The 24812-nt window shown below is 70.3% G+C and carries 27 protein-coding genes and 1 pseudogene; 10 read left to right on the forward strand and 18 right to left on the reverse strand.

Annotated elements, in window-relative coordinates:
- Positions 1–170: 170 nt before the first annotated feature.
- The 13 genes and pseudogenes from ACGF3C_RS10835 to ACGF3C_RS10895 all read right to left on the reverse strand — a co-directional run bounded on the left by ACGF3C_RS10835 (position 171) and on the right by ACGF3C_RS10895 (position 13926).
- The gene (locus ACGF3C_RS10835; protein WP_393220837.1) at positions 171–1079 is read right to left on the reverse strand and encodes a MarR family transcriptional regulator; all 909 of its coding nucleotides are present in this window, start codon (positions 1077–1079) and stop codon (positions 171–173) included.
- Between the two features lie 156 nt (positions 1080–1235).
- Positions 1236–1628 carry a hypothetical protein gene (locus tag ACGF3C_RS10840; protein ID WP_393220840.1) on the reverse strand — a complete coding sequence of 131 codons (393 nt, stop codon included), beginning with the start codon at positions 1626–1628 and terminating at the stop codon, positions 1236–1238.
- Positions 1625–2293 carry a hypothetical protein gene (locus tag ACGF3C_RS10845; RefSeq protein ID WP_393220843.1) on the reverse strand — a complete coding sequence of 223 codons (669 nt, stop codon included), beginning with the start codon at positions 2291–2293 and terminating at the stop codon, positions 1625–1627. Before ACGF3C_RS10845 ends, ACGF3C_RS10840 begins: the two co-directional genes overlap by 4 nt.
- Before the next feature lie 400 nt (positions 2294–2693).
- Positions 2694–3410 carry a hypothetical protein gene (locus tag ACGF3C_RS10850; RefSeq protein ID WP_393220846.1) on the reverse strand — a complete coding sequence of 239 codons (717 nt, stop codon included), beginning with the start codon at positions 3408–3410 and terminating at the stop codon, positions 2694–2696.
- 477 nt (positions 3411–3887) lie between these two features.
- Entirely contained in the window at positions 3888–4763 is an 876-nt protein-coding gene (locus ACGF3C_RS10855) for a replication-relaxation family protein (RefSeq protein WP_393220849.1), read from the reverse strand.
- 210 nt (positions 4764–4973) lie between these two features.
- Positions 4974–7493: a helicase HerA domain-containing protein gene (locus tag ACGF3C_RS10860; protein WP_393220852.1), complete on the reverse strand. Its 2520-nt coding sequence runs from the start codon at positions 7491–7493 to the stop codon at positions 4974–4976.
- Positions 7490–9280 (reverse strand): VirB4 family type IV secretion system protein, encoded by a 1791-nt coding sequence (locus tag ACGF3C_RS10865; protein ID WP_393220855.1) that lies wholly within the window; start codon positions 9278–9280, stop codon positions 7490–7492. The genes ACGF3C_RS10860 and ACGF3C_RS10865 overlap by 4 nt, the downstream gene beginning before the upstream one ends.
- Positions 9277–10197 carry a PrgI family protein gene (locus ACGF3C_RS10870; RefSeq protein WP_393221898.1) on the reverse strand — a complete coding sequence of 307 codons (921 nt, stop codon included), beginning with the start codon at positions 10195–10197 and terminating at the stop codon, positions 9277–9279. Before ACGF3C_RS10870 ends, ACGF3C_RS10865 begins: the two co-directional genes overlap by 4 nt.
- A gap of 35 nt (positions 10198–10232) precedes the next feature.
- Complete coding sequence (locus tag ACGF3C_RS10875) at positions 10233–11147, reverse strand: conjugal transfer protein TrbL family protein (protein ID WP_393220858.1); 915 nt, start codon at positions 11145–11147, stop codon at positions 10233–10235.
- Between the two features lie 5 nt (positions 11148–11152).
- Positions 11153–11533: a pilin gene (locus ACGF3C_RS10880; RefSeq protein ID WP_393220861.1), complete on the reverse strand. Its 381-nt coding sequence runs from the start codon at positions 11531–11533 to the stop codon at positions 11153–11155.
- Between the two features lie 563 nt (positions 11534–12096).
- Positions 12097–12606: a hypothetical protein gene (locus ACGF3C_RS10885; protein ID WP_393220863.1), complete on the reverse strand. Its 510-nt coding sequence runs from the start codon at positions 12604–12606 to the stop codon at positions 12097–12099.
- Between the two features lie 24 nt (positions 12607–12630).
- Positions 12631–12819 (reverse strand): annotated as a pseudogene (locus ACGF3C_RS10890) (transposase); the annotation flags it as partial.
- A gap of 225 nt (positions 12820–13044) precedes the next feature.
- Positions 13045–13926 (reverse strand): hypothetical protein, encoded by an 882-nt coding sequence (locus tag ACGF3C_RS10895; protein WP_393220866.1) that lies wholly within the window; start codon positions 13924–13926, stop codon positions 13045–13047.
- A gap of 822 nt (positions 13927–14748) precedes the next feature.
- Between ACGF3C_RS10895 and ACGF3C_RS10900 the strand changes: the two genes are divergently transcribed.
- The 9 genes from ACGF3C_RS10900 to ACGF3C_RS10940 all read left to right on the forward strand — a co-directional run bounded on the left by ACGF3C_RS10900 (position 14749) and on the right by ACGF3C_RS10940 (position 20987).
- Positions 14749–15678 carry a hypothetical protein gene (locus ACGF3C_RS10900; protein WP_393220869.1) on the forward strand — a complete coding sequence of 310 codons (930 nt, stop codon included), beginning with the start codon at positions 14749–14751 and terminating at the stop codon, positions 15676–15678.
- Complete coding sequence (locus ACGF3C_RS10905; protein ID WP_393220872.1) at positions 15662–16651, forward strand: TRM11 family SAM-dependent methyltransferase; 990 nt, start codon at positions 15662–15664, stop codon at positions 16649–16651. The genes ACGF3C_RS10900 and ACGF3C_RS10905 overlap by 17 nt, the downstream gene beginning before the upstream one ends.
- A complete protein-coding gene (locus ACGF3C_RS10910) occupies positions 16648–17514 on the forward strand; it encodes a hypothetical protein (RefSeq protein WP_393220875.1) in 867 nt (288 codons plus the stop codon). The genes ACGF3C_RS10905 and ACGF3C_RS10910 overlap by 4 nt, the downstream gene beginning before the upstream one ends.
- Complete coding sequence (locus ACGF3C_RS10915; RefSeq protein WP_393220878.1) at positions 17511–18062, forward strand: DNA cytosine methyltransferase; 552 nt, start codon at positions 17511–17513, stop codon at positions 18060–18062. Before ACGF3C_RS10910 ends, ACGF3C_RS10915 begins: the two co-directional genes overlap by 4 nt.
- A gap of 205 nt (positions 18063–18267) precedes the next feature.
- Entirely contained in the window at positions 18268–18750 is a 483-nt protein-coding gene (locus ACGF3C_RS10920) for a hypothetical protein (protein WP_393220881.1), read from the forward strand.
- A 109-nt stretch (positions 18751–18859) separates the two neighbouring features.
- Positions 18860–19240: a helix-turn-helix domain-containing protein gene (locus tag ACGF3C_RS10925; RefSeq protein WP_393220884.1), complete on the forward strand. Its 381-nt coding sequence runs from the start codon at positions 18860–18862 to the stop codon at positions 19238–19240.
- Complete coding sequence (locus ACGF3C_RS10930) at positions 19228–20364, forward strand: tyrosine-type recombinase/integrase (protein WP_393220887.1); 1137 nt, start codon at positions 19228–19230, stop codon at positions 20362–20364. Before ACGF3C_RS10925 ends, ACGF3C_RS10930 begins: the two co-directional genes overlap by 13 nt.
- A gap of 22 nt (positions 20365–20386) precedes the next feature.
- Positions 20387–20824 carry a hypothetical protein gene (locus ACGF3C_RS10935; RefSeq protein ID WP_393220890.1) on the forward strand — a complete coding sequence of 146 codons (438 nt, stop codon included), beginning with the start codon at positions 20387–20389 and terminating at the stop codon, positions 20822–20824.
- A complete protein-coding gene (locus ACGF3C_RS10940) occupies positions 20814–20987 on the forward strand; it encodes a hypothetical protein (RefSeq protein WP_393220893.1) in 174 nt (57 codons plus the stop codon). The genes ACGF3C_RS10935 and ACGF3C_RS10940 overlap by 11 nt, the downstream gene beginning before the upstream one ends.
- Here ACGF3C_RS10940 and ACGF3C_RS10945 read toward each other — a convergent pair.
- The gene (locus ACGF3C_RS10945; protein WP_357205858.1) at positions 20971–21222 is read right to left on the reverse strand and encodes a transcriptional regulator; all 252 of its coding nucleotides are present in this window, start codon (positions 21220–21222) and stop codon (positions 20971–20973) included. The two genes, ACGF3C_RS10940 and ACGF3C_RS10945, sit on opposite strands and share 17 nt — an antisense overlap.
- 51 nt (positions 21223–21273) lie before the next feature.
- On the opposite strand from ACGF3C_RS10945, the gene ACGF3C_RS10950 reads away from it, so the two are divergent.
- Positions 21274–21921, forward strand: a complete 648-nt coding sequence (locus ACGF3C_RS10950) for a hypothetical protein (protein WP_393220896.1) — start codon at positions 21274–21276, stop codon at positions 21919–21921.
- Between the two features lie 9 nt (positions 21922–21930).
- On the opposite strand, the gene ACGF3C_RS10955 is transcribed toward ACGF3C_RS10950, so the two are convergent.
- The 4 genes from ACGF3C_RS10955 to ACGF3C_RS10970 form a co-directional block, all read right to left on the reverse strand.
- Positions 21931–22680: a hypothetical protein gene (locus tag ACGF3C_RS10955; protein ID WP_393220899.1), complete on the reverse strand. Its 750-nt coding sequence runs from the start codon at positions 22678–22680 to the stop codon at positions 21931–21933.
- A 34-nt stretch (positions 22681–22714) separates the two neighbouring features.
- Positions 22715–23032, reverse strand: a complete 318-nt coding sequence (locus tag ACGF3C_RS10960; RefSeq protein WP_393220902.1) for a hypothetical protein — start codon at positions 23030–23032, stop codon at positions 22715–22717.
- Positions 23025–23690 carry a hypothetical protein gene (locus tag ACGF3C_RS10965; protein WP_393220904.1) on the reverse strand — a complete coding sequence of 222 codons (666 nt, stop codon included), beginning with the start codon at positions 23688–23690 and terminating at the stop codon, positions 23025–23027. Before ACGF3C_RS10965 ends, ACGF3C_RS10960 begins: the two co-directional genes overlap by 8 nt.
- A gap of 482 nt (positions 23691–24172) precedes the next feature.
- Entirely contained in the window at positions 24173–24784 is a 612-nt protein-coding gene (locus ACGF3C_RS10970; RefSeq protein ID WP_393221901.1) for a DUF4240 domain-containing protein, read from the reverse strand.
- Positions 24785–24812: the final 28 nt, after the last annotated feature.

The raw sequence follows: 24812 nt of genomic DNA on the forward strand, positions 1-24812 counted from the left end.
GTCACCACCGCCACCAGCACAAAACCGAAACGCGACACAAAGAAAACGAACACTTCGAATACCCCAAGGCCACGCCGCACAGGTTAAAGATCAAGTTAAGGAGCACCGGGGCGGGCGTGGATCCGCCAAGTTCGACGCCCGCCCCGGGCTACCAGCGGTAAGAGGGTCTGCTAGCTGGTTGTCGAGGCGAGCTGGAAGGTCGCCGGCTTCTCGGCGACCTGAACGGCGGCCCCGTCGGTGACGAGCTTGTGCACGGCGTTGACGACCGCGCCCGCGCTGGCCTTGGCCGAGTCGGTGCCCTCGTTCGCCTGGTCGATGGCCCTGCACAGCTCGCTGGTCTTGAACGGCTGGCCGGGATAGGCTTCGAGCACGTCGAGGATGGCCCCGCGCAGGCTGCCCTTGGACCGGCGCGGCTTCCCGCCACCTGACGCGCTCGAAGCATCGGACGGGCTGCTGGACGCGACGGCGTCGTCGCTGCCCGCCGGATCCAGACTGGGCCGGGAGTCTGCCTGACCAGACGCGCCGGCCGCGGCCCGATTCTCGGCGCCGGCCGGAGAAGCCTCGCTCGGCTCTGTGGTCGGTGCGTCGGGATCGGCGTCCTCTTTCGCGGGCGGTACCTGAAGGGCTGCCCGGTCCGCGTCGCTGTCCGGCGTCGGCCGGTGTTCGTCGTCCGGCGGGAGACGGGTTGACTCGTCGTCCGGTCTCGCCGCCGAGGCGGTGTTCGCCTCCTCTGCCGGGCCGGGGGCATCGTCCGGTCCGTGAGCCTCGTCGACTATGCCGTCCGTCAGCGCGGGGGACGGGTCGCGCCTGGCTTCGCTCGTGGTCGCTGGCGGGCCGCCGCTGTCGGTGCTGATCGCCGTGTTCGGCAGGTGCCGCCAGAGCGTGCGGCCGTCGTCGGCGCGCAACGATTCGGCCCGGCCCGCCTCCGCGAGGGTGCGCAGTCGTTTGGTGGCCGTCGAGTAGCCGACGCCGGCGCGCTGCGCGATCGCGGCGGCCGTGTCCTGGCCAAGTGCTGCCAGCGCGGCGGCGACCTTGTCGAGTGCGCTCGGCACTCCGGTGTGGTCGGTCGTGTTGTCCATGAGTCCTCCCTGTGGCTGCTGTTGCGTCTGCCTGGATGTGGCGTGCACTGATTCACGCTTCGGCAGCGCCTCGTGATCAAGTGCGGTGACGGATCTGGGGATGCCGTCGACGCTCGGGGCGGAACCTGCCAGGCCCCGTGCTGGTGGGCCGCGCGGCTATGGCTGGCCGAAGACGTGGTCGCAGCGCCTCGGGTCGACCGGTAACCACGGCAGGCCCCAGCCGATCCGATACCGCCCACCGGTCGGCTCACCGAGGTGGACGCCGCCGCCGAGGGACACCGGACGGGCGATGGTGAGCGTGTGTCCGTCGAAGCCGACAGTGCGCCAGCCACCGCCGAGGTAGCTGGCCATCGCGGCGAACGTCCGGGTAAGGGCGATCACGGCCTCGTAGTCGAGGGCGAGTTCGAAGCTGCCGTTCCACCAACCGGCCACCGTCGCGAGGTATCCCTCGTGGTAGCGGTGGAAGCCAGGGACCGGTTCGTAGCGCAGCCACCGACCGGAGAAGACGGCTGTGCTGCTCTGACATGGCGTGTAGTCAGGGGTCGTCACCGTTGGCCCTCCTGGCGGTCGGTGCCGATGGCGGTGGGGGAGGGGCCGAGGTGACTCGCCGCCGTGACCTTGCGGGCGCTAGACCAAGCGACCCCTGATGCCTGAGCCGACTGGGCGAGCCAGTCGGCCGCGTCCTGCAACCATGCGCGGATGTCGTCGACGGCGTCGATGAACTCGCCCCCCTCGCTGTCATCGAGGCTGGGGAGATGTGCCTGGCGGGCTTGGTCGAGGAGGTAGGACCCGGTCTGTGCGTGCACCCGGGCGAGCAGCCGAGTGCTGCGGTGCAGGTGCCCGATCAGGGAGGAGACGTCGGAGGGCGTCGGCACGGTGAGCAGCGCGCTGAACGGCCCAGTGGCCGTGTGCAGCCAGCGGCTGAGGTGCTCGGCCGCGGTGATGGCGCTGCCCAAACGGGCGGGGTCGTAGGGACCGTCGACGGCGAACAAGCGGCTCATCTCATCGAGCCAGGTGTTGGTCTGACTGTCGACCGGAAGCGGGTCGGCGACGAGGGCCGGCTGGGAGGGTTGGCCGTCGGCAGCCGCGCAGATGGGGCTGTTGTCCGCCAGATGCCACCAGGGACTGCCCCCACGGTAGGCGTTGGTCCAGTGCGTGGCGGGTTGGTCTGCCACCGGCTCGTTGCAGACGGGGCAGATCGGAAGTTGAATCATGGAGCGGTGTCCCTTCAGGCAGGGTGATGACGGCGACCAGGGCGGGGTCGCCGACAACTCGTGGGATGACTAGGGGTTGGTGCCGGCGCTCACTGGCTTACGCGTAAGAGGAAAAGACGGCCGTTTCGCTGGCCGGCAGCGCAATCAGCGCCCCAGCCAGAGGCGGCTGGCACGCCGGGGCAAGATGCGGCGCGGTATCTACCGACACCGTGAGCCGGTAGCCAGGATGATGAGCAGGGCGGTCGCCGGCGTGTGCGGCGGCCGAAGCCGTGCGCTGAGGTGCGGGGATGGCTGGTGGTTCGCAACGCCGCGGCGCGGGCGTGGACTCAGCCAGGGGAGAGGCATTCGAGCTTGTCGAGCAGGAGCCTGGCGGGCCCCTGCCTCTTTTTGGCCGGCTCTGTCAGAGCGCGACCGCGAGCAGTCGCTGGTCGGGGTCGATGGCGTCGAGCAGCCGGTTGGCCTGTTCGAGGTAGGTCACCCGGTCGGCCATGGCGTCGCTGGCCGGAGCCAGCTTCGCCCCTTCGGCGGTGATCAGCGCGTCGCCCGCGAGGGCGGTCAGGGCGCTGTGGTGCTGGTAGGCCATGCAGCCGGCCTGGTACATCTCCAGTTCGCTGAGGCGGATCTGCCCGGCGCCGTAGGTGGCGGCGTTGTGCATCCGGATGGCGTTGACACGGGGCTGATGGGTGAAGTCCGCGACGGCCGTGTCCCACGGGTACTGCTGAGGGCCTGCGAGGTGGCGGGCCTCATAGACATGCCACGCAGTGGCGTTGCGGGTGCCGTGCACAGCGCGACTGAACACCTGATGGCGGATGCCCGCCCCGACACCGGCGGCTTGGCGCAAGCCGGTCAGGTCGAGCAGTCGCGCTGGTCCGCCGGCGCAGTAGGCCGGGCAGCCCTTGCGCAGTCCGAACATCTGGCCGCGCTGCCACAGGCGCAGGGCGGGGCTGGCCCAGAAGCGGGGCGACAGCATGCCCCGCACGCCGAAGTTGCGGTCGAGCTGGTGTGCGGTCAGGGACTCGCGGGGCAGGTCGCCCGGCACAAAGACGATCATGGTGCGGATCGTCGCCGTCGGTGTGACAGCCGGCGAGGTGGCCTTCCGGGTCGGGTTCTTGGGCATGAATGGTCCTCCTTGGGGGTGGGCGCGTCAGGGCGCGCGGAAATGACCGGCCCACTGGGTGCGGGGGTCGGTTGCGGGAGAGGCGTGGTGCGGGTTGGTGCGGTGCGACCTGGGGTCGCCGCGCGGCGCGGCGCCGACCGGCCCCGGGAGGGGCGGGTGGGCGAGGCGCACCGGTAGGTGCGGCGGTGGTTCCGAGGTGGGACCGGACCGGGGTGGAGTTGATGAGGTGGTGTTGTGCCGTGAACGGTAAAGGACAGTTCTGTCAGGCCGTTCCGACGAGTTGATCGCCGAAAAGTGGAGTTGACCTGCGCTGTGAGGCGTCCTGGCTCGTAGAGGAATCCTCGTCGGCTCGGATGCTGTGAGCCTTCACGACTCTCGCAGATGATCTTGTCCGCTGACAGACGTCGGCGACGGTGGTCGGTTTGCCGGCGGTGCTCACTCTGGCAGGTCTCGGTGCGCTGGCCTGCGGTGTGAGTTCTACGGGTGGTCGAAGCGCCGTGGGTTGGTGACTGTGTCGGGGCCGTGGTCGCAGGGCAGCTCGTGCAGGTACCGCCGGTGGGTGGGGTCCGAGACAAGCGTCCACACCCGACTCGCCGGGTCGGGGCCCTGGACGGCGGTGGCGATCGGGCTGGCGGTGCGCAGTCCGGCGAGCACGCCGAGGAGGCTGGCCTCGCGGCGCCGGCTGGGGACCCAGAACAGCACGGGGTAGCGGGGGCCGAAGGTGGTCAGGCGTTCGTAGCCGCGCAGCTTGGCCACTACCCGGGCGAGGTTCTCGGTGTCGTTGTCGTGCTCGAGGAAGAAGCCGGTCGAGGTGTCGCCGTGGGTCCATACGCCGTGCCCGTCGGGGCGGATGCCGGCCTGGGCGTAGACGGTGGTGGCGTGCTGCTCGGACCACCAGCGCGACAGCTGGGCCTCGGGTGTGTGGCGGGCGGTGGCGATGAGGTCGGTGAAGAACTGGTTGACGCCGAGCAGGTGGTTGACCTGGCCGCTCGCGGCGATGCGTTTGGCGCGTTCCAGGGAGCTGCGTGGTGCCTTGTGGCTGGTGCCGGTGGGGTCGTGGTAGACGGTTGGGTGTAGCTGCAGTCCGACGGGGCCGAGGGTGTAGAGCAGCGATCCGTACCGGCCGTGGGCGCCGCTGCGGCCGAATCGGTGCAGCACGTCGAGGCGGTGCAGGATCGTCAGCCGCCGTTGAGCGGTGCGCCGGGTGTCGAAGAGAGCGCTGGTGATCTGGTCGGTGGACAGCAGGTAGTGCTCGGCGAGCAGGCCCAGCAGGGCGTGGTCGCGAGGGACGATGCGACCGAAGACCGCTAGGGGATCGGGGTTGCGGGAGGCGGGGGGAACGCGGGAGTACACGACGTTTGCTCCTGGGCAGGATGGGTTCCCCTCCCGATCGGGAGGGGTGTCTGGGACGAGGGCGGTCGGTGCGGAGGGCCTGTCACGGGGCGTGTGCGGCACTGACAGCCCAGGTCAGCACTGTGCTGCCCATGCTCGGCGGTCACCGGTGACGATCCCGATGGCGAGCCGGTGCGCGACCCGGGCGACGCCACCGTCTGACAGAGACAGTTAGCTCCGGTCGCTCTTCGGACGGGACCGACGGTCGTCGGGTCTGCGGCTGAGCCGTTCGACGAGGTCGTCGACGGCGCTGGTGTCCTGGCTCGGTACCGCCGCGGCGGCGGCCTGGCGGATGGCGGTCGCCTCCCCGACGACAGGCTTCGGCGGCCGGGTCTTCATGGTGAACGCCGGGGTCTGCCGTCCGTTGACGACCAGCCGCGCGGCGGCGGTGTACGCGTCGAGGTGGGCGAGGTCGTGCTCGCCCAGTTCCGGGACCGTGTGGCGGGACAGGACTTTCGCGTCTTCCGGCGCGACGGTGAAGTAGATCTTGTTGCGGGCGTTGGCCGACGCCGCGGCGAGCAGGTCGCGGGGGAACTGGGCCAGGTCCTGGTGGGCGAGCACGAGTGACAGCCGGTACTTGCGGGCCTCGGCGAGCATCGTGTCGAGGGAGTTGGCCAGGGTCAGGAAGTTCTGGGCCTCGTCGATGATCAGGGTCGCGTCGCGGCGCCGGTCGGGCTCGACGCCGGCGCGGGCGGTGGTGGCCTGCCATACCTGCGCGAGGATCAGGGAGCCGAGCAGCCGGCTGGTGTCCTCGCCGAGCACGCCCTTGGGGATGCGGACGAGCAGCACACCGCCGTCGAGGACCCGGCCCATGTCGAAGCTCGATGTGGGGTAGCGCATGGTGCGTTTGACGAAGTCGCGCAGCAGGAACGCGCGCAGCCGGGCGAGGACCGGTCCGATGACCTGCGATCGGAGGCTGTCGTTGAGGCTGTCGTACCACTGCCAGAAGCCGCTGAGCCCGGCCGGGTCGTCCAGGTCCACCGTCATCGCCGAGCGGAACTGAGGGCTGTTGAGCAGCGGGGGGATGTGTTGCAGGGTGACGTTGTTGTGGCGCAGCAGGGTCAGGCAGGCCACCCGCATGACGTCGTCCATCCGCGGCCCCCACGCCTTGGCGAAGATGTTCCCGAAGATCGACACGAGGTTGTCGACGACCAGGTCGGGGTCGTCGCCTTCGAGGGGGTTCAGCGTCGGCGGGTTGTCCTGGTCGGGGTCGAAGAGCACGACGCGGTCGGCGACGCCTGCGGGGAGCCGGTCGAGGATGTCCAGGACGAGGTCGCCGTGCGGGTCGATGACGACGGTGCCGCGGCCGGCGTTGATGTCGTCGAGGGCCATATTGACCAGCAGGGTGGTCTTGCCGGAGCCCGTGGAACCGATCACATGCATGTGATACCTCGCGTCCGCCACCGTCAGCCCGACACTGTGGCCACCGATTTCGGCGTCGCCGAGCATCTTCACCCCACGGCCGCCGCCGGGCACGGCGACCGGTGCCGGCATGGACGCGGCCCGCGCCCGATCGAGGCCGGGCACCGCGAGGTCCTGCGGTAGGGCCGCGAGCGCGGCGAGTTCGGGGGCGGAGGTGAGGAATCCGGGGCCGAGGCGGCGTGCGGCGAGGACGGCCACCGGTGCTCGCATTCGGGTGCGGTGGGTGAGCCGGTTGCGGCCGGTGTGGATGGCGAACGCCGAGGCGAGGGTGTCGGCGATGCCCCGCAGCCGGCCGGTCGGGTCGGCGCCGGGGCGCCGGTTGGTGGTGGCGACGGCGTACCGGATTCCGGTCTGCCACAGCGGGTGCGCGGTCTTGTCCAGGATCGCCCGGACGTCGCGCTCCACGGTGGGATCCCGACGGGACGCGGGCGCCGTAGCGTGGCCGGTGGTGCCGGTGCTGGGCAGGAACGCGTCCAGCAGCCACAGCACCGGCGCGGCCGGGTTGATCGCCGGCACGGCGGTGGTGCCGGCCCGCAGCCGCCCGGCCGCGCGGCGGGCCCGCCCCGCCCGCCGGGGTGTGGCCGGGCGGGCGAGGACCTGCACGCAGGCGTACTCGCCGGGTTTGAGCTGCGCGCCGGCGGCCATCAGCGGTCGCAGGGGATCGGTGTCGTGGTCGGTGGCCAGCGGCAGCCACTCCGCGTACACGGGCAGCAGGTGCCCACCCGCCGCCGGGTGCGCGTCCAGGGGGATCGGCGGCGGCGGGTTGGCGTCGGTGGTGGTGGCCGAGCTGGGCCACGCCGCCCGCACCGCGGCCTCGACCGCCCCTGGGGGGACGGTGCCGGGTACCCAGATCGAGATGAGCAGTTGCCGGCCGGACCACGTGTACTGCCACACGACGTGTGGGGCGCCGTGGAGCAGGCGCCGCCGCCGTGACGGGGTCAGCACGCCGGCCAGGTTCGCCCACAACGCTGACGCGCTGTGCGGGTCGACCTCCGGCGGCGGTGCGATCGTGACGAGGCGCGCGCCGCGGGCGTGGTGGTGGTGCCGCCCCATCTCGACGAGGTTGCGGGCCGCGATCCACACGATCAGCGCGCCGGCGGCGACAGCCGCCAGCCACGGCCGCTGTGTGGCCCACACGGCGGCGTCGACCAGCGCGGCCGCTGGTCCGGTAGGGGGTGGGATGGGGCCGACGCTCGGCCCGATGGTGGGGCTGGGCGCCGGTGGCGGTGACGCGAGCGCTGAGCTGAGGGCTTCGGTCGGTGGTGTCACAGGTCGACCTCTTCCTCGTCGAGGTCGGCCAGCTCGGCCGGGTCGGTGGTGCACAGGGCGTGTTCCGCGTCGGAGGAGATCGACTCGAAGCTGGTCCTGCTCGCCCCGGAGATCAGCAGCCCTTGACCGCGGCGGGTCGAGAGCAGCAGCCGCCGCTCACCGTCGGTGAGCCCGAACGCCTCGCCGACGGCGTCGATGGCCTGCGGCGCCTGCCGCAGCAGCACCTGGGTGGAGGCGTTGGACACCACCGCCTGGCCGAGATCGGTGCCCAGCACGTCAGCGGCGTCCTGGGTGACGACGGTCAGTCCGGCGTTGCGTTTGCGGGCCGCCTTCGACATGCGGAACAGAAAGCGGGCGCCTTCGCGGTCGCGCATCAGCAGCCACGCCTCGTCGACCACCACGAGCCGCCGCCGCGACGGGCGTTGCGGGGCGTCGACGGTGCGCCAGATCGAGTCCAGCGCGAGCAGGGTGCCGACGGTGCGCAGTTCATCGGGCAGGTGCCGCAGCGACCACACGACCAGGTGTCCGACCGGGGCCTGAGTGGTGGGTGCGTCGAACAGGTCGGCGAAGCTGCCCTGCACCCACGGCGCGAGCCGGGCGGCCAGCGTCGCGGCGGCCGGGTCGTCGTCGGCGCGCAGCATCTCGGCCAGGTCGCGCAGCAGCGGCGCGGGCCGGTGGTGTGTGGCCGGGTCGGCGGTGATCCCGGCGGCGCGGTAGACGGCGAGGATGGCCCGGTCGAGTGCGGCGCGCTCCGCCGGTGGCGGCTGGTGGCCGAGCAGCACGCTGATGAGCGTGTGCAGGAACAGAGCGCGGCGGGTCAGCGTGTCGGGACGCCGGTCGCCGGCGGGCAGGTCCAGGGGGTTGATCTTCACGCCGGGCAGGCCCAACCGGACGATGCTGCCGCCGACCGCGTCGGCCAGTCGCAGGTACTCGTCCTCGGGGTCCACCACCGCGACCCGCACACCCTGGTAGAGGTTGCGCAGGATCTCCAGCTTCACGAAGTACGACTTTCCTGCCCCGGAGCGGGCCAGGACGACCGAGTTGTGGTTCTCCTGCGTCCAGCGGTCCCACCAGACGATGCCGGCGCTCGCCGGGTTGATCCCGTAGAGGACACCGCCGGTGGCCGGCGGGTCGCCGGGCAGCGGCGCGGGCAGGTCCGGGCTCGACAAGGGGAACGCGGCGGCGAGGGCCTGGGTGTCCATGGTGCGCAGCACCCGCAGCCCGTCCGTCGCGAGGGGCAGGGTGGTGGTCCAGCCGGGAAGCTGCCGCCACGTCGCGGGCTGCACCTCCACAAGGGTGGACGCGGCGGCGGCCCGGACCTGCGCGCACGCCTGCATCAGTTCGTCTTCGGTGCGGGCGTGCACGGTCAGGTACATGCCGACGCGGAACAGCTTCGCCGAGCCTCGGGCCAGCCGCTCGGCCAGGTCACCGGCGTCGTGCGCGGCGGCATCGACGTAGGGGTCGGCGAGCTTGCCGCGCTCGGAGTCGGCCCGCCGGGACGACTCCAGCCGCGCTCGTTGTTTGCGCAGCCGGTCGGCGGCGATCGGGGCCGGCAGCGGCTCGACGTGCAACGCGAGATCAAGCCGGCCCGGCCAGGACAGCAGCGGCTCCAGCCACGCCGGGCCTACCTCGGCCGGGTATCCGGTCACGACGAGGGTGGCGGCGAAGCCGTCACCCACCCGCAGCCACCGGGGCGTGACCTCGACGGCGGCCGGCGCGACCACCGACGCCAGCGCGCCTGGCTGCGGCTGCGCCGTGTTCTCGCCGGACCGTTTCTTCCTGATCATGGGCTCTTCCTCTCCTGACGGGTGGCGGCGGCGGTGATGACGGCGTCGGGCGCGGCCAAGCCGCCGGGACGCGGCGGCCGGTACGGGTCGGCGGCGCCGGCCAGCGCCGCGGTAACCGCCGAGCCGTCCAGCACCCGCGGACTGACGCCGAGGCCGGCCAACGCCCGCACCGTGTCATCGGCTCGCCGCCGCGCGGCATGCGCGCGCTCGCCGGCCACCGCGCGGGTGACGACCAGGACCTGCCGACGCAGCGGGTCCCGCCGGGCGGCGAGGTCACCGAGGAACTCCGCGTGATCGGCGCACGCCGCGCGCAGCCGCGGATGCGGCTGGGCGTCCACGGCGGCGGCGAGAGCCCGGCTGTGCGAGGCCAGGTCAACCGGTTGCGCGGACACGACGATCTGCGTCGGCGTCGACAGGCTGTTGAGCCACCGCCCCCACCCCTCGATCAGCGCCGCCTGCTCGGCGGGTGTGCGCAGCGCGAGGTTCACCGTGGTGGTGCCGACGATCGCCGCCCGCGCGCCACCGAGCCTGATTTCCCCGTCGTCGTCGATGGCGTCGGCGGGCAGCCGCAACGGCGCCGGCAGCGGCACCCGGCCGCTGGTGGGCGTGTCGACCCAATCCGGCGACCCGGTATCCGCCGCGACGCTGGCGTTCGACAGTGACCGGGGAGTGCGGGTGTGGCGGATCGCGTGCAGCAGCCACACATCCATCGACAGGCCGTCGCGGCGGCCCAGCGCCAAGCCGATAGCCAGCCCGCCGAGGACCACACCAGCACCGATGAACACCGGCACCGGCACAACGCCGTGCAGTGTGCGCCACGCGGCGTAGAAGCAGAGCGCGCCGGCGGCGACGATCGCCAGCTGGTGGAACGTCAGCCCGTAGGCGATCTTGTCGGGGGCGTCGACGTCGGCGGGCATCCGTGCCCTCATCGGCGCTTCGGGATCAGGCGGGGTCATCTGATGCTCCTGCGAAGGGCGTTCAGGCCGGGAACGGTGCGGGTGAGCTGCTGCACCACGACGACGCGGACGACCGCGCCGAGCATGGTGCTCGTGCCCTGTCCGGTGTGGCCCGCCCAGCGGGCCAAGAGTGTGGGGATCTTGACGGTGGTCCAGAGCAGCACCACCACGACCAGGAGGTTCAGCGTGCCGCCCGGGTCGACGGGCAGGCCGAACACGGGCAGCATGGTCGCCGGGTCGAGCAGTGTCTGCTGCCCCGCGGTGAGGAAGAACGCCTGCGCTACGGGGATCGCCAGGCATCCGGCGTAGGCGCGCCACCACAGCCGGGCGAGGGCGTCGGTCTGCGGCAGCGCGTGGCAGGCCAGCGCCAGCGGCGCGACGCTCGTCATCACCAACAGCGCCACGAACCGACCGATCAGCTGAAACGCGGCCGTCACGACCAGGACGGTGATGAGCAGGATCAGGATCAGGAACAACAGCGGGACGGTGCGGTCCTGTGCCGCCGCGAGGTGGGTGCGGATCGCGGTGAACGCGCCGTCGCCGTCGTAGCCGCCCTCGCTGATCGCCGCGGTCAGGGCGTTGGCGACATCGATGAGCTGGTCGCAGGCCAACTGTGAGAAGTGCGCGGCGGTGAACCCGACGACCAGCCTCGGTAGGAGGTCCTTGACCGTGTACCGGGATTGTTCGTCGCCGCCGGCGACCATGACGAGCACGCCGGCGGCGACGAACGCCACCACGAAGACGGTGTCCACGATCCAGACCGACCGGCCGGTGAGCGCCTGCACCTGCGGCAGCACGGTGACCTTCGGGGTGGTGAGCAGGATGCCGGTGATGAGGTCGAAGATCGCGTTGAGGCAGGCCAGGATCGCTGTGGTGAGCCAATCAAGAACATGGTCGAGGACCCATCCCATGACGATCAGCCCCCGACGATGCCCTGGACGACCTGCAGCAGGATCGGGGCGAGGACGGCCAGGCCGTAGCCGACCAGCGCGTTGCGCAGGGCGAGCTTGGCTTTCTCGACCTGCGACGGGTCACCACCGGCGGTGGCCCAGTAGACGCCGGCCAGGACGAGGAAGAGGGTGGCGACGGCGGCGAGGATGCTGATGAGCCAGGCCTGCAGTTTGGCGATCACCACCGGTAGGGAGTTCGCCGCCAGGTAGACGGCGCCGCCCGGCTCGGCGTACGCGGCGGCCGGGACGGCGAGTGACAGGCCGACGCCGACCAGCGGTACGGCCGCACGGAGTGCGAGACGAACGACTCGCGGGACTCGGAGCGTGTGCTGTGGGGTGCGGGACATTGCGGTTCACCTCCCGCCGGGCCCGACCACAAACGTGTGATCGGGGCGGCGATTGCTCGAAGCGGTCCGATGGGACCGCCGCCGGGCGGGGGTGGAGAAGGCGCGAACCACGTGAGCCCCGGGAGGAGCTCGTCCTCCCTCAGGGGTGGGTTGCGGTCATCAATGTGGTGTCAGCGCATCAACTGGCGCGGCACCCGAGGCGCGCGGATCGCGGCTGCTCGTGTCGCCCGGCGGCGGGCGGGACCGGCGAGCGGTAGAGCCGGCTGAAGTCCCGCACCCCCAAACCGGGATTTGTCAGCCCTGGCGAACGCTTGGCGCTCTCACACAGGCTAGGCGAGGGCTCACAGCGCAGGTCAAAGCCTTTTCGCTGTGGAAAGGTTGGCCTGCGGCGAGGACTCACAGCAGGATCGGAACGGGCTGCGTACGAGCGGTGTGAGTGCCGCCCGGGGCTAGAGCTCTTGACAAGGCCGCATCGGTTCGCCCGTTCCGGAGTGCTGAGGACCATGGCGGAGAAGTTCGGAGCGGGGGTGCCCTTTGGGTTTCGTCAAGGAATCGGGTCGGCGTCAGGACTGTGGTGAGGGCAGTATGGCGTGGTGCCTGATTTGCTGTGGGATGACGTCAGGTGGTTCTTCGATCCCAAGGTGATGGGGCCGATGCCGGACGTCTGCATACCTGGCGCCTCGCTGGAAGACTGGCAGTCGGTCCTCGATCTCGTCGTTGCTCAAGAATGGGCGTTCCAGTACTCCGAAGGCGCGGCAGTGCTGCCGTTGCCCGCGGCGGCGGGCGTGTTTTCCCGCCCGGCTGGCGCCGAGTGCCCGGAACTGCGGGTTTGGCCGTCGGTGGATGTCCTGGCGATCTTCCGGTTCTACGCGGCGAATGAGATCGACTTCGATGTCGATCTGCGGGAGCTCCAGGGGCAGGAGCGGCTCGAGGTGTTCTGCGGTTTTCTGGCGGCGATCGGAAGGTTCCTGGGCAAAGCCGTTCTGATGGATTCCGAGGGCGGCGACGGGAGCCATCCGGTGCTCGGCTTCGATGTTGAGGCGGACCGCGTCGTTGTGATGGCGGAGCCGCATGTTGCCGCGTCTGCAGGGTTGCTAGCCGCGGATGGAGGAGCCGGAGGATCGGTTGACGAAGGCGAGGCCTGCGTCGGCTGCGAGGTGGGCGGGGGTGGGGAAGCTGCTGCTGCCGTCATCGGCGTCGATGAGGATCCTGGCTCCGGTCCTGACGCCGATCCCCGGCGTCGACGTTAGACCTTGGAAAGATGGTTGGCCCAGCATGCGTTCCAGGCGCGGGGGTGAATTACGCCATTGCGGGGCCACCAACTAGGTAATGGGGGCGCCGTCTGCGCCGCAAAGCGTGCCGGCGGAGCAAGTCGCTGCAATCCTGCGCTGGTTCTCTTCCGCCAATGCAGCGCGCTGCCTCCGGAGCAGCTCTAGTGGGACGGGCGCTCGGCACGCGGAGCCGACGGTGGCCGACGTTGTACGTCGGGCCACAGCCGTGCCGGTTGGCTGTCAGGCGGCTGCCGCCGCGGCCTGATGCCTGGCGGCTTCGCGGCGGGCGGCCGCGCCACGTCCCGTGCGGCGCCGACCGCGCTGCTCGGCCTGCTGCCGCAGTCGCGCCGTGGTCTCGGGCGACGCGACCCCGGTGAGCAGCCCGTGCGCGAGGGCCTCGACGATACGGCTATCGATGCGGGACAGCCGCATGCGCAGGGCGTCGACGCTCACGCCACTACTCACGGCGATGGGCTCGATCGCCCGGCGCCCGAGCCGCACGTCGATGTAGGGCTGTTCGTCCTCGGGGTCGAGGATCCCGAGGGTCACCGCGCGGCGGACCAGGAGGTCCGGATGCCCATACGGCACCGGCGGGGTGCGGGAGCCGGCAACGAGGTGGTCGATGTCCTGCACCGGCAGGTACTCACGCTGCTGCAGCCGCAGGTCCCGCCCGGCCCGCCACGCCGCCTTGCACAGGCTCGCGTACGGTGCGGGCTTGGCCAGGTCGGCCCGGTCGCGCAGCGCGCTCAGGAAGCCGGTCAGGATCTCCGCGTCGATATCCGCTGGGTCGCCGGTGTAGCCCTCGCCCAGGTGGGCCGCGTACTGCTGCAGCGCCGGCATCGCCATGCCGACCGCGGCGACGACCCAGTGCGGCCCGTCGAGGCGGGCGCGTCGGATCAGCTCCCGCCACACCTCGTCCCGCGCCGTGTAGGCGCGGGGGTGGCGCAACAGCCAGTCCCGCAGCGCGGGCAGCGGCATCACCGGCTGCGGCAGACGCGCGTCGGAGAAGAACGCCGTGCAGTCGAGAGCCAGCGGCGCGGGCTCGCAGGTCAGTGCGGCGTAGGCGGTCGCCGCCGCGTCGAGGGCGGAAGTCGGCCAGGTCGTAGCGTCGGACACGCTCATGTCAACACTCCTGTGACACCGAAGGGATGCGAATGCCGTCGCCGGCGTTGTCACGGCGATCGGTGGCATCGATTGCGCCACATGGGGCTCACACGGTCCTGACAGAGCTGCGCAGGGCGCTGAACGTCGCCTCGACCCGGGCCTCTGTCAGCGGCGCGCCCGCACGGCGCGCATCGCCGTTGGTCGTTGGCAAGAGTCTGACAAAGGCCGGTTGACCTGCCCTGTGACACCCTGACAGAGCCTGTGACCGCGCGATTCGGAGGCGTTGGCACAGGCTCCACGCCGTGACCCGCGAGACGGCGTGGACGACCTCGCAGGTGACCGAGCGGCTCGCTGTGACAGCTGGGCCGGCTCACAGCGTCACTGTCACCGCTCGCCGGGACGGTTCGCGCGGACTGCCGATGTCCCTGTGACAGTCGCGCGCAGAGTGCCACCGTTGGACATCCCGCACCTGTGACAGGCGACGCCGCGCCGATGACAACGGCGGCGCACACGACCCTCGGCCACGTCCGACCGTGCTAGTCAACGCGCGTGTCCACGTCGACGCCCGAAGCGTTTCTCCAACCGGCGTCGGCACCGTCAGCGCCTTCTGTCAGCGAGCCAGCGTCACTGACAGAAGTGAGTAGGGATGAAGCCGGTCCCGTCGCGGTAGGGCGCCTGCCGCCAAGTCCCGTGCTCTAGACAGGACGACGAAAGCCGGGACGAGCCGCAGCCGGGTCGCGCCTGGTGAGCGGTTGTGGGTTCGGCAAGTGTTCGCCGGGGCTCACAAAACCCGGTTTGGGGATGTCAGCGCTTCCCGGCGCGGCGCGGAGCCGACAGCACATGAGCGAGCACACGCCGCACCAGCCGGCCGACCACAGCGAGCCGGCCGACCCCACTCTTATTGACCTGATCGTCGGCGACCCGCCGGTCCCGATCACGGTCTGGCGCACGGCCCGTACCGACGCCGATCCGCACACCAGCTTGCCCACCCGTCTGGCTTATCGCCTCGTCTCCGCCTACAGCCGGCCGGGGGAGGCGGTGGTCGACCTCACCACCGACCACGTCCTCGCACCGATCTGCGCGCGGGGTGGTCGCCAGCACCATCGCGCCTGGTTCATCGACAGCTCCAGCCTGATTATCGGACCCGCCACCGCCGGCCCGTCGGCGCCCACGACCGCAACTAACCCGCTCACCGAGCCCGCCGAGCGGGCGGCCGGCGACGCGCGGGACCTGCCCGAGTTGGTCGACTGGTTCGGCGATGACCTCACCGACTCTGACCTGCCCGGCGCCGACGCCGCAGTCGTCCGCCCGCCTGAGGACGGCCCGCTGGACGCGGCCATCAGCCTGGTGGTCGCCTCCTGGCCGCTGCACGAGGCGGGCACGACGGCCCGGGTCCGTCTCGCCTGGCTCCTCGCTGCCTGCGCGCGGCTGCTGCGCCCCGGCGGCTGCCTCGTCCTCGTCGTCGGCATTCCCGCCGGCACGCAGCCCACGCCGGAGGACTTCGGGCCGCTCGTGACCGCCGCCTCCGCGGCGGGACTGGGCTACCTGCAGCACATCGTCGCCGTCGAGGCCGACACCGACGGCGACCAGTTCATCTACTACCACGGCACGGACGAGGAACTGCTCACCCTGGCCCACGCCAATCCTGAGCAGTGGTCGGTCGCCCACCTGCGGGTGCACGCCGACCTGATGGTCTTCACCCCACCCCCGACTCCCATTGTGGGGTCAGGACGACGCCGCGACCGCGACGGCGGTGAGCGCCGTGCCTGAGCCCGCCACCGGACATCCCGACATGAACGCACCGGCCACCGACAGCTCCGCGGCTGGCGGGGACCACCCGGGCCGGCACTGCGAGTACGAAGGTCGCCACCGCGCCGACCCTGGGGGTCTGTCCGTCTGGGCCACCGCCCAGTCGACCGGCCCCGTGCAGCGACGCGGCCGGTACGTGCCGGAATCGGTCAAGCATCCCGCCCGGATGCTGCCCGCCATCGCCGCCCATGCCATTGCCGCCTACACCGAGCCCGGCGATCTGGTCCTGGACCCGATGTGCGGCATCGGTACCACCCTGGTCGAGGCCGTCCACGCCGGCCGCGACGCCTTCGGCATCGAGTACGAGTCGCGATGGTCGAACATCGCCGACGCCAACATCCGCCACGCCCACGACCAGGGCGCCAGCGGACGCGCGTCGGTCATCCGCGGTGACGCGACCCGGCTGATGTCGCTGGTGCCGAAGGTCCTCACCGGACAGGTGGCGCTCGTGGTCACCTCACCGCCGTACGGGCCGACCGTCCACGGTCTCGTCCGCCCCGGCGAGCACGGGGTCGTGAAGTACGACGACCGGTACAACGACGGCGAGGACAAGGGCAACCTCGCCTACCGCGACCTGACCGGTCTCACCGACGGCTTCGCTGAGATCCTGCGCGGCTGCGCCACCCTGCTACGACCCGGCGGCACTGTCGTGGTCACCGCCCGCCCGTGGCGCAAACGCGGCGAGCTGGTCGACCTGCCCAGCGCCGTCATCGCCGCCGGCCTGCGCGCCGGACTCGTGCCGACTGAGCGGTGCGTGGCCCTCCTCGCCGCCGTCCGTGACGGGCAGCTCGTCGCCCGGCCGTCGTTCTTCCAACTCCAACAGGTCCGCAAGGCCCGCTCGTCCGGGGTGCCGATGCACCTCATCGCCCACGAGGACGTGCTGATCTTCACTAGGACGCGCACACCTGAGGACGGATCCGGGGTGGTCGCGTGAGCCCACCCACCCACCGCTACCTGTCCCTGGGCGCCGGCGTCCAGAGCTCCACACTCCTGCTGCTCGCCGCCCAGGGCGCGATCCCCAGGTTCGAGGCGGTGATCTTCGCCGACAGCGGCTGGGAGCCGGCGGTGGTCTACCGGCACCTGGAACGCCTGACCGGCGTCGCCGAACAGGCCGGAATCGAAGTGGTACGCGTCAGCGCCGGTGACATCCGAGCCGACGCGCTCGACCCACGCCACCGGTTCGCCTCCATGCCCCTGTTCACCCTCGGCCCCAACGGTGAGCGCGGTATGGCCCGCCGGCAGTGCACCTCCGAATACAAGATCAAACCCATCAAGGCGGAGGTGCGGCGCCGGCTGGGCTACCCACACCCAACGCGCGTCCCGGCACGGGTCCGGGCAGAGGTCGCGATCGGCATCAGCCTCGACGAGATCGGTCGGGCCCGCGACTCCGACGTCGCCTACATGCACCACGTGCACCCCCTGCTCGACATCGGCTGGCGACGCACCGACTGCCTACGATTCCTGGCCGCGCACGGCCTCGCGGACACCCCGAAGTCGTCGTGCGTAGGCTGCCCGTTCCACGACGACGGCTTCTGGTACGCCCTGCGCGAGCACAGCCCGCAGGAGTGGGCCGACGCCGTCGCCTTCGACCGGTCCATCCGCAACGGCTCCGCCCGGGCCAACGCCGACGGACACCCCTTGCGCGGCCAGTTCTTCCTGCACCGGCAACGAGTACCGCTCGACGAGGTGCAGCTGCGCCCCCGTCCGCAACCTGTGGACGCGCCTGGTTGTGGCCCGTGGTCCTGCCCGAACGGCGAGCCGGTGACAGGCGACGCCGGGCGCGGTGAGGTGACGTGAGCAGTGCCCACACCACCGCCCCCCGCATCGGATCGCTGTGCACCGGCTACGGCGGCCTCGACCTGGCCGTCGAGCTGGTGCTCGGCGGCCAGCTCACCTGGTACGCCGAGACCGACCGGCACGCCCGCACCGTCTGCGAGTATCACTGGCCCGGCGTGCCCAACCTCGGCGACATCCGCACCGTCGACTGGGCCAGCGTCGAGCCCGTCGACGTCCTCACCGCCGGGTTCCCGTGCCAGGACATCTCCAACGCCGGCAAACGCGCCGGCATCACCGGAGAGCACTCCAGCCTGTGGAGCGCCGTCGCCGACGCCGTTCGCGTCCTTCGACCGCCGCTCGTGTTCGTGGAGAACGTCGCCGCCCTCCTGCGGCGAGGCTTCGACGTCGTCGAAGCCGACCTGGCCACGATCGGGTACGACACGAGCTGGACGTGCCTACGCGCGTCCGACATCGGCGCCGCCCACCGCCGCGACCGGCTGTTCCTGCTGGCCACACCCACCCCACAACCCGGCGGAGGTGCGGACGCTGCCGACACCGTGCGCCCGTGACGGCAAAGGACCCGGCCACCAGCACGGCCTACCCGACCTCATCGAACCGTCAGGCTCCACGCACGGCTTCCTACCCACCACCGCGGAGCGCACCGTTCAGCACTCGCACACCGACGCCGAACGGTTGCTGCCCACACCGAGAGCGAGTGACACCGGCACGCCCGGACGACGCGCGGGCGCCGGGTTCCGGCCCCCGCTGTCTCAGGTGCTACTGCCCACCCCCAGGGCCACCGACGGCGAGAAGGGCTGCCCAGGGCAGCGCGGCTCCCACGGAGACCTCACCCTCCCCTCCGCGGCGGTGCGGGTCCCGGCCCGGATCCTGCCCACCCCCCGCGCGTCCCACGGGCGCGGCCCCGGACGCCACGGCGACGGCGGCCCGGACCTACGCACCACCATCGCCGCACTCGGGCAGCCCAACGAGCAGCGGTGGGGCGGCTATGCCCCGGCCGTCGCCCGCTGGGAGCTACTGCTCGGCCGCCCCGCCCCCGCACCCACGCAAACCGGCCGGCACGGCAAGCCCGTCCTCGCGCCGCCGTTCGTGGAGTGGCTCATGGGCCTGCCCGAGCACTGGGTCACCGACCCCACCCTCGGGTTGCCCCGAACCGCCGCACTGCGGGTCCTCGGCAACGGCGTCGTCCCCGCCCAAGCGGCGACTGCCCTGCGACTGCTGCTCTGCCAGCACACCTAGCCCCTGCCAGCCGACGGTGGCTCGTCGCGGCGCACCCACACACCGTCCGCGACGAGCCACCACCCCGATCTCCAACCGCCAGAAACCTCCGACGTTCGGGAGTCGACCGATGCCTGCCAACCCGCCCCGCGCCCGACGCCGACCACCACCGGCCGCCCCCACCCCTCACGAGACAACAGTGGGCCACGACGAGCAGGACCCGAGGCTTTACACGCCGGCCGAAGCTGCCGCCCGACTCCGCGTGCCGGAGTCATGGCTGCGCCGCCGCGCCGGCCGCCGCCAGATCCCTTGCACCTTCCTCGGCAAGCACCTGCGCTTTTCAGCCGCCGACCTCGCCGCCATCATCGCCGCCGCCGCGCAAGTCCCCACCGGCCGGCGTACTACCCGACGCCACCGACGCCCCACCGGCGACTTGCCCCGCCCCGGCAGTCACGCGTCAATCACCACCCCTGACACCAACCGGACGGAGACCACACCATGGCCTGGGTAGAAAAGCGCGGCACCCGATTCCGCGTGCGCCTGCGCATGCCCGACGGAGCCGTCACCACTGACTCATCCCACGACCTGCGCGCCGACGCCGTCATCCGCGCCAAGGAGATCGACGTCGAAGCGGCCCGTGACACCTACATCGACCCCCGCGCCGGACGCATCCCCCTCGCCGACTGGGTTCCGATCTGGGAAACGACCCACCAAGCGGGCCCCGCCACCTGGGCCGCCTACCGCAGTCACCTCCGGCTGCACATCCTGCCCGCCCTCGGCCCGCTGCCGCTGATCGACATCCGCCGACAACACGTCAAAACCCTCGCCGTCGCCCTCGGCAAGCGCCTCTCGCCACGATCCGTCGCCGACGTGATGATGGTTCTGTCGATGGTCCTGCAAGAAGCCGTCGAAGACCGACGCCTACCCTTCAACCCCTGCCGGGGAATCCGCATCCCCAAAGGCATCCGCGGTGAGCGACCGCATGCCACCGCCGAGCAGGTCGCCGCGATCGTCGCCCGCCAAGCCCGCCCCAGCGACGGGCTGCTCATCCTCACCGCCGCCTACACCGGCATGCGGTGGGGAGAACTCACCGGACTCACCCGCGACAACGTCGACCTCACCACCGGCAGCATCCACGTGCACCCCGACGTCGGCGCCCTGCACGAAGTCGAAGGCAAGCTGTTCCTCGGCCCACCCAAGACCAACGACTCGGTGCGCCACATCCGGCTGCCCCGCTTCCTGACCACCCTCCTCGCCGTCCACCTCGCCGAACAACCCCACGACATCGTCTTCCCCGGAGCCCGCGGCCACCACCAGCGGCGCTCCAACTTCAACCGCCGCGCCTGGACCCCCGCAGTCGCCGGCAACCCTCAACGAGGCACCCCGCCGGTCCTACCCGGCATGCACTTCCACGACCTGCGCCACACCCACAAGACATGGCTCATCGAGGACGGCATCCCCGAGATCACCCAAGCCCGCCGCCTCGGCCACCGCCTGCCCGGTGTACGGGGTATCTACAGCCACGTCACCGAGCCAATGATCACCACCGTCGTCGACGCGCTGCAACGTCGATGGGAAACCACCCAACCCGACCATGCCAGCGATACCGTCCGACGACTGCGCGTGGTCGCCTAACGAACAGGGGAGGATGAGAGTCATGCCTCAGGCCTTCGTCGCGGAACCACCGTGCGCGGTGTGCGGGCGCCCGGCAGCCCACATCGAACTCGTCGCACCCGCCTCCCAACCGGTGGACTGGCAGCGCCTGTCACCGCCGCAGCGCGACGCCTACACCGCCGCCCGACAGCGCCACAGCGGCCAGCAATGGTGGCTACTGTTCTCCGGCATCGTGGCGGGCAACGGATCCGGCCGACCGGTGGACCCGGCAGAGGCACAACGAATCGCTGACGCCTTCACCCAGCCGTACCGGTACGCCGCCGTCACCTCCGCGGGCTTCTACGACGACGCCGGATTCTGTGGCCAATGCGACGCCCCGTACTGCTACCACCACTGGAACGTCTCCAGCACCGGCTACGGACGATGCCCTCGAGGCCACGGCAAAAGCCTCGACCCACACTGGTGGCCCGATGATCTATGAAGCCAAGAATCCGCACTCCGGCTGCGGGCAGCGCTGGCCCGGCAAGACAATCGGCGATGACAGCCTTAAGAGTGCTGGATCCGCAGCGGATGTCGACTTGCTCGCGACGGCCGAACAGTCGGGTGCGCTGTCCTCGCCCTGCTGGCTCACCTGCGTCGCATGATCGCGTGTAGCATCCTGCCGCTTCCAACCTCCGTCACATTAATGAGTTCCCACCCCATGTGGCTGAGGTAGTCGGCGGCGGCGAGTGCCTGGGTGATGCTGTCCCCGCCAGCGGCGTAGGCGGCCACGGCGAGGTGCCGGTGAGGGTAGGCGCGGAGATCGACCAGCTGCTGCAAAACCGCCGCCGCGGTGATGGCGCGGGAGCGAGCGACAGATTCAATGGTCTCGCGGGGCATGCCTCGACGATAACGCTAACTAGCACGGGCGATCGCTGGGCAGCTGACGGTATGGTCAACAGCGTGGAAGCTCGGTCCCGGAGAAAGGCGCTGGTGGTCGGCCTTCTGGTAACGCTCGCGGCTACCGGAGGGTGTGACGACGGCGGATCGGCAAGGCCCCGCGCCGTCACCACCTCACCGATCGTTGGTGCCCCCGCCACGAGCAGCCCACCGCCCGCCGTTGACTCCTTGTACGACGCCACCAACCTCGACCTGTGCCGGCGCACCGACCTGGCGCCCCTGGCGGACCTGTCGGTGAAGGTCGCTCGTACCGATCCGAAACCGCCGCTGGCGCGACAGGGCTCGTCGTGCCTGTTCGCGATGCGCACCGCGGACGACCACCAGGCCAACCTGCTAGTGGAAGCCTCCTCGCTGACGAGCGCCGAGGAGGCCGGACGCCTCTACACGGCGACCCAGCAGGTGACAGCCATGACGGCGGACGGCTTCCTCGCCGACGTCGGCGAGGAAGCCGAGGGGTTCGTCAAGCGATCGGACCCGGGCTTCAAGTACACCGAGTACATGGTCCACGCCCGGGGCGCCAACCTGGTGGTGAAGGTCTGGCTCGCGGTAGGCGGCGATTCCTACCTGTCCAAGCAGGTACTCGCCGCGAAAGCGCTGGCGATCCTCAAGGCGACCTACACCGCCGTGCCGCACGCCTGACGACAGGCGCTACCCGCGGACGGCTTCGGGCCAGCGGCCGCCGGGGAGCTTGGAGTAGTCACCGACCTGCGTCGCGATGTCCCGAACGTTACCCAACGCGTCAATGAAACGCTCACTGACCCGCAGGAGAGCATCCAACCCTGCGGTGACGATATCGCCGACAGACTCCGCCAACTTATCTATGGCCCACGGGATAGTGATGACCGCGGCCGTATCGACGGCGGCCTGGGCCAACTTACCTGCAAGCTTGGTGACGATCGTCGCTAGCTCGACCGCATAGTCAACGTTGGCCCTAGCGATCTTGAACAACCACTGACTGATGAACTCTGCCTTGAGAACGGACTCGTCGACCGCCGCCCGCTGTTTGGCGATCTTATCGGCGTAGGCGCGGGCCGCGTCGCCGGTCCAGCTGGCCAGGTTCTGGTCGATTGGCTCGCTGATCGCGAACGACAGCTGGGAGACAGGTGTCTTCACCTCGGTGACCCACCGGAAGCTCATCGAGATGAGTGACAGCACCGGCATCTGATGCTCCACGGCGTGATCAACTCGATCCATGACCTCACGCAGGCCGTGACGCACCGCGTCAATGCTGCGCTTAATCCAGAGCAGCGCCGCCGGGCCGATGAGCCACGCCCACTCCTTAACCTGCGAGACGACGTCGTTGAACCCGTCAACGGCAAGGTCCACGCCGACGCGAATTTGGTCGAAGGCCTTGTTGAACGGCTCGCCGTATTCCAGGTCAGGCGGTGCGGGCTGCATCGGCTTGGATCCTTCCGGATCGTAACGTTCGTGGCTAGGCTTTGTAGATGGTGTTGAGGTCCAGCGAGATCACCTCGTCGGCCCGGTCGTAGGCGTCGGCGACGCGGCGAAGGGCTTCACCGACCTGCTCAAACTCCGTCGCCGCCCCGGCGAGGATCCTGACCATGAAGGTGTGGAAGTCGCGGTACGCGGCTGAGTGGACGTCGGCGTTGGCGTCGCCGATGTAGAAGGCGGAGGCGTCCAAGTCCAGCCCTTCCGCGGCGCCCGTGATGGCGGTAGCGCTGTCGGACAGCTGTAACCATTTGCCGCCCTCGGTACGCAACGCGTCGGTGATGACGTTCAGCTCATCCACCTGGCCACCCCTCAAGGTCGTGTTGATCTGCCCGTGCCAGGTCGAAGGCGCGAAGGACGGATTGGGCTTCGAACTGCAGCTGACCGGCGTCGGCACGGGCGATCCGTGCGGTGTCGCCGGTGATATCGACAATGCTGTTCGCGCGAATCCGCAATGTCAGACAACCGTTGGGGCTAGTCATGGCCTGCTCGACTGGGGAAACGCGCAGTTGTGCCACCCGATCCAGTTCCGCGTCGAGGTCTTGCAGCGCGCGCCAGGTCGCCCGCGACCACACGTCCTCATCGAGCTCCGGCGACGTCTGCACCGCGGTCGGTCGTGGCGGTGTCGGCGGAGCCTGCCTCTGCTGAAGTTCCGTCAAGGCGGCCTGTTCCAGCGCGGCGCCGACGGCAGCACTGTAGGCCTCGAACAGCGCGGCCGGGAACCGAGCCACGCCAACCTCGCCGCGCCACTCACGGCCAACCGTGACGGTGTCCACGCGGCGGTGCGTGTCGATGACCACGAAGACCGATCCGGACGCATCAGATCCACGGAAACCACCCGTGCGGGCGAGATCCCCGCTCTCCCGCAGTAGCTGTCCGACCTGTCGCTGAAGCGCGGCCTCGTCACCGAGGAAATCAAGGCTTGCTAGCGACAGGCGTGGGTCGCGTCTGTCATCCATTCGTGCCTCGGTTCCTCACGTCAATCAACGAGTGGCCATCGGGCTGATCTCCTGAAGGCAGGACTACCGTACGTGAAACCTTGTCAACTCGCAGTACCCGTGCCTGCCCGTCGATGCGACGCCGTCCTCGGGCGATCTGGCCGAAACCGCGGATCGGGCAGCTTGCCGATGCCTACGCCTTCGGGCGCAAGACCCACCGCCCTCTTTAGGGACGAGTACTGACTGCAGATACACGCGCGGTAGCCCGTCCTCGGTAGCGGGAGAGAAGTTCGGCGGCAGCTTCGGCTTTGGCGCGTTCGACGTCTAGTTCGACGATGACCGAGGTGTAGACGTCGTTCATGGCGGCCGAGGAGTGGCCGAGTAGTTCCTACTCGTCGCCCCCGTGATGTGCTCCACGGCGACGGAAGTAACGGCTCACCACGAAGGGCCTCAGTCCTGGCTTGGCCATGCCGTCTTGAAGCGTTGGGGCTCAGCCGCCGAGATCAATGCCCGCCAGGGCCGAGGAACAGCTCGGCCAGCCGGGGTAGCCGCCTCCGCATCTCGTCATCGTTGTCGAAGTCGAAGTCCTCACCCATGTCGGGCTCGCGGGCCTCGTCGATGCCGTTCGCAGTGTGCTGGCGGGCCTTCATCGCTTCGTAGAAGGTGTCGTCGTCACCACCTGTGATCTGCTCGTAGGCCTCGCTGGCTACGTAGTTCACCGACTCGGCGAACAGCGTGCCGTCGTCGTCCTCGGCCGCCGCTTGTCGTACCGCGGGATGGTCAGCCAGTCCGTCGGGCGAGGCCAGGACGCGCTCGTACCACTCGCGCCCCAGCGCGATGACTCCCGCCCGGAAATCTATGAAGCTGTCGTCCGAGCATCCACCGCCGATCAGGTACGCAGCCGCCCACACGTCCCAACGGTAGAGCGCGTCATGGAGCTGATCGAACAGCTCCTGGAACTCGAGGATGCCCTCCGATGATGTAGCGGCCAAACGCGTCACCAGTGCCGCGGCAACAGCCTCACCATCGTCGCCGGTCCGCCCGTCGAGACCCGCCCCGGCCGACTTCACGACCGCCCAAAACTCATCAACGTCCACGGCGCGAGACTCTCCCACGACCAACTGACACAACTCATCCCATGCA

Origin of the sequence: Micromonospora sp. NPDC047762, from assembly GCF_043204655.1 — a bacterium.
Taxonomy (GTDB): Bacteria; Actinomycetota; Actinomycetes; order Mycobacteriales; family Micromonosporaceae; genus Micromonospora.

Coding starts and splice junctions, on each gene's coding strand:
- ACGF3C_RS10965 (WP_393220904.1), bottom strand. CDS start 23,690: ATGGATGACAGACGCGACCCACGCCTGTCGCTAGCAAGCCTTGATTTC.
- ACGF3C_RS10900 (WP_393220869.1), top strand. CDS start 14,749: ATGAGCGAGCACACGCCGCACCAGCCGGCCGACCACAGCGAGCCGGCC.
- ACGF3C_RS10955 (WP_393220899.1), bottom strand. CDS start 22,680: ATGCAGCCCGCACCGCCTGACCTGGAATACGGCGAGCCGTTCAACAAG.
- ACGF3C_RS10835 (WP_393220837.1), bottom strand. CDS start 1,079: ATGGACAACACGACCGACCACACCGGAGTGCCGAGCGCACTCGACAAG.
- ACGF3C_RS10925 (WP_393220884.1), top strand. CDS start 18,860: ATGCCTGCCAACCCGCCCCGCGCCCGACGCCGACCACCACCGGCCGCC.
- ACGF3C_RS10945 (WP_357205858.1), bottom strand. CDS start 21,222: ATGCCCCGCGAGACCATTGAATCTGTCGCTCGCTCCCGCGCCATCACC.
- ACGF3C_RS10850 (WP_393220846.1), bottom strand. CDS start 3,410: ATGCCCAAGAACCCGACCCGGAAGGCCACCTCGCCGGCTGTCACACCG.
- ACGF3C_RS10875 (WP_393220858.1), bottom strand. CDS start 11,147: ATGGGATGGGTCCTCGACCATGTTCTTGATTGGCTCACCACAGCGATC.
- ACGF3C_RS10940 (WP_393220893.1), top strand. CDS start 20,814: ATGATCTATGAAGCCAAGAATCCGCACTCCGGCTGCGGGCAGCGCTGG.
- ACGF3C_RS10845 (WP_393220843.1), bottom strand. CDS start 2,293: ATGATTCAACTTCCGATCTGCCCCGTCTGCAACGAGCCGGTGGCAGAC.
- ACGF3C_RS10895 (WP_393220866.1), bottom strand. CDS start 13,926: ATGAGCGTGTCCGACGCTACGACCTGGCCGACTTCCGCCCTCGACGCG.
- ACGF3C_RS10870 (WP_393221898.1), bottom strand. CDS start 10,197: ATGCCCGCCGACGTCGACGCCCCCGACAAGATCGCCTACGGGCTGACG.
- ACGF3C_RS10930 (WP_393220887.1), top strand. CDS start 19,228: ATGGCCTGGGTAGAAAAGCGCGGCACCCGATTCCGCGTGCGCCTGCGC.
- ACGF3C_RS10885 (WP_393220863.1), bottom strand. CDS start 12,606: ATGCGGCTCCGCCATCACAACGACGCGGTCCGCCTCAACATCGAAGCC.
- ACGF3C_RS10880 (WP_393220861.1), bottom strand. CDS start 11,533: ATGTCCCGCACCCCACAGCACACGCTCCGAGTCCCGCGAGTCGTTCGT.
- ACGF3C_RS10935 (WP_393220890.1), top strand. CDS start 20,387: ATGCCTCAGGCCTTCGTCGCGGAACCACCGTGCGCGGTGTGCGGGCGC.
- ACGF3C_RS10950 (WP_393220896.1), top strand. CDS start 21,274: ATGGTCAACAGCGTGGAAGCTCGGTCCCGGAGAAAGGCGCTGGTGGTC.
- ACGF3C_RS10865 (WP_393220855.1), bottom strand. CDS start 9,280: ATGATCAGGAAGAAACGGTCCGGCGAGAACACGGCGCAGCCGCAGCCA.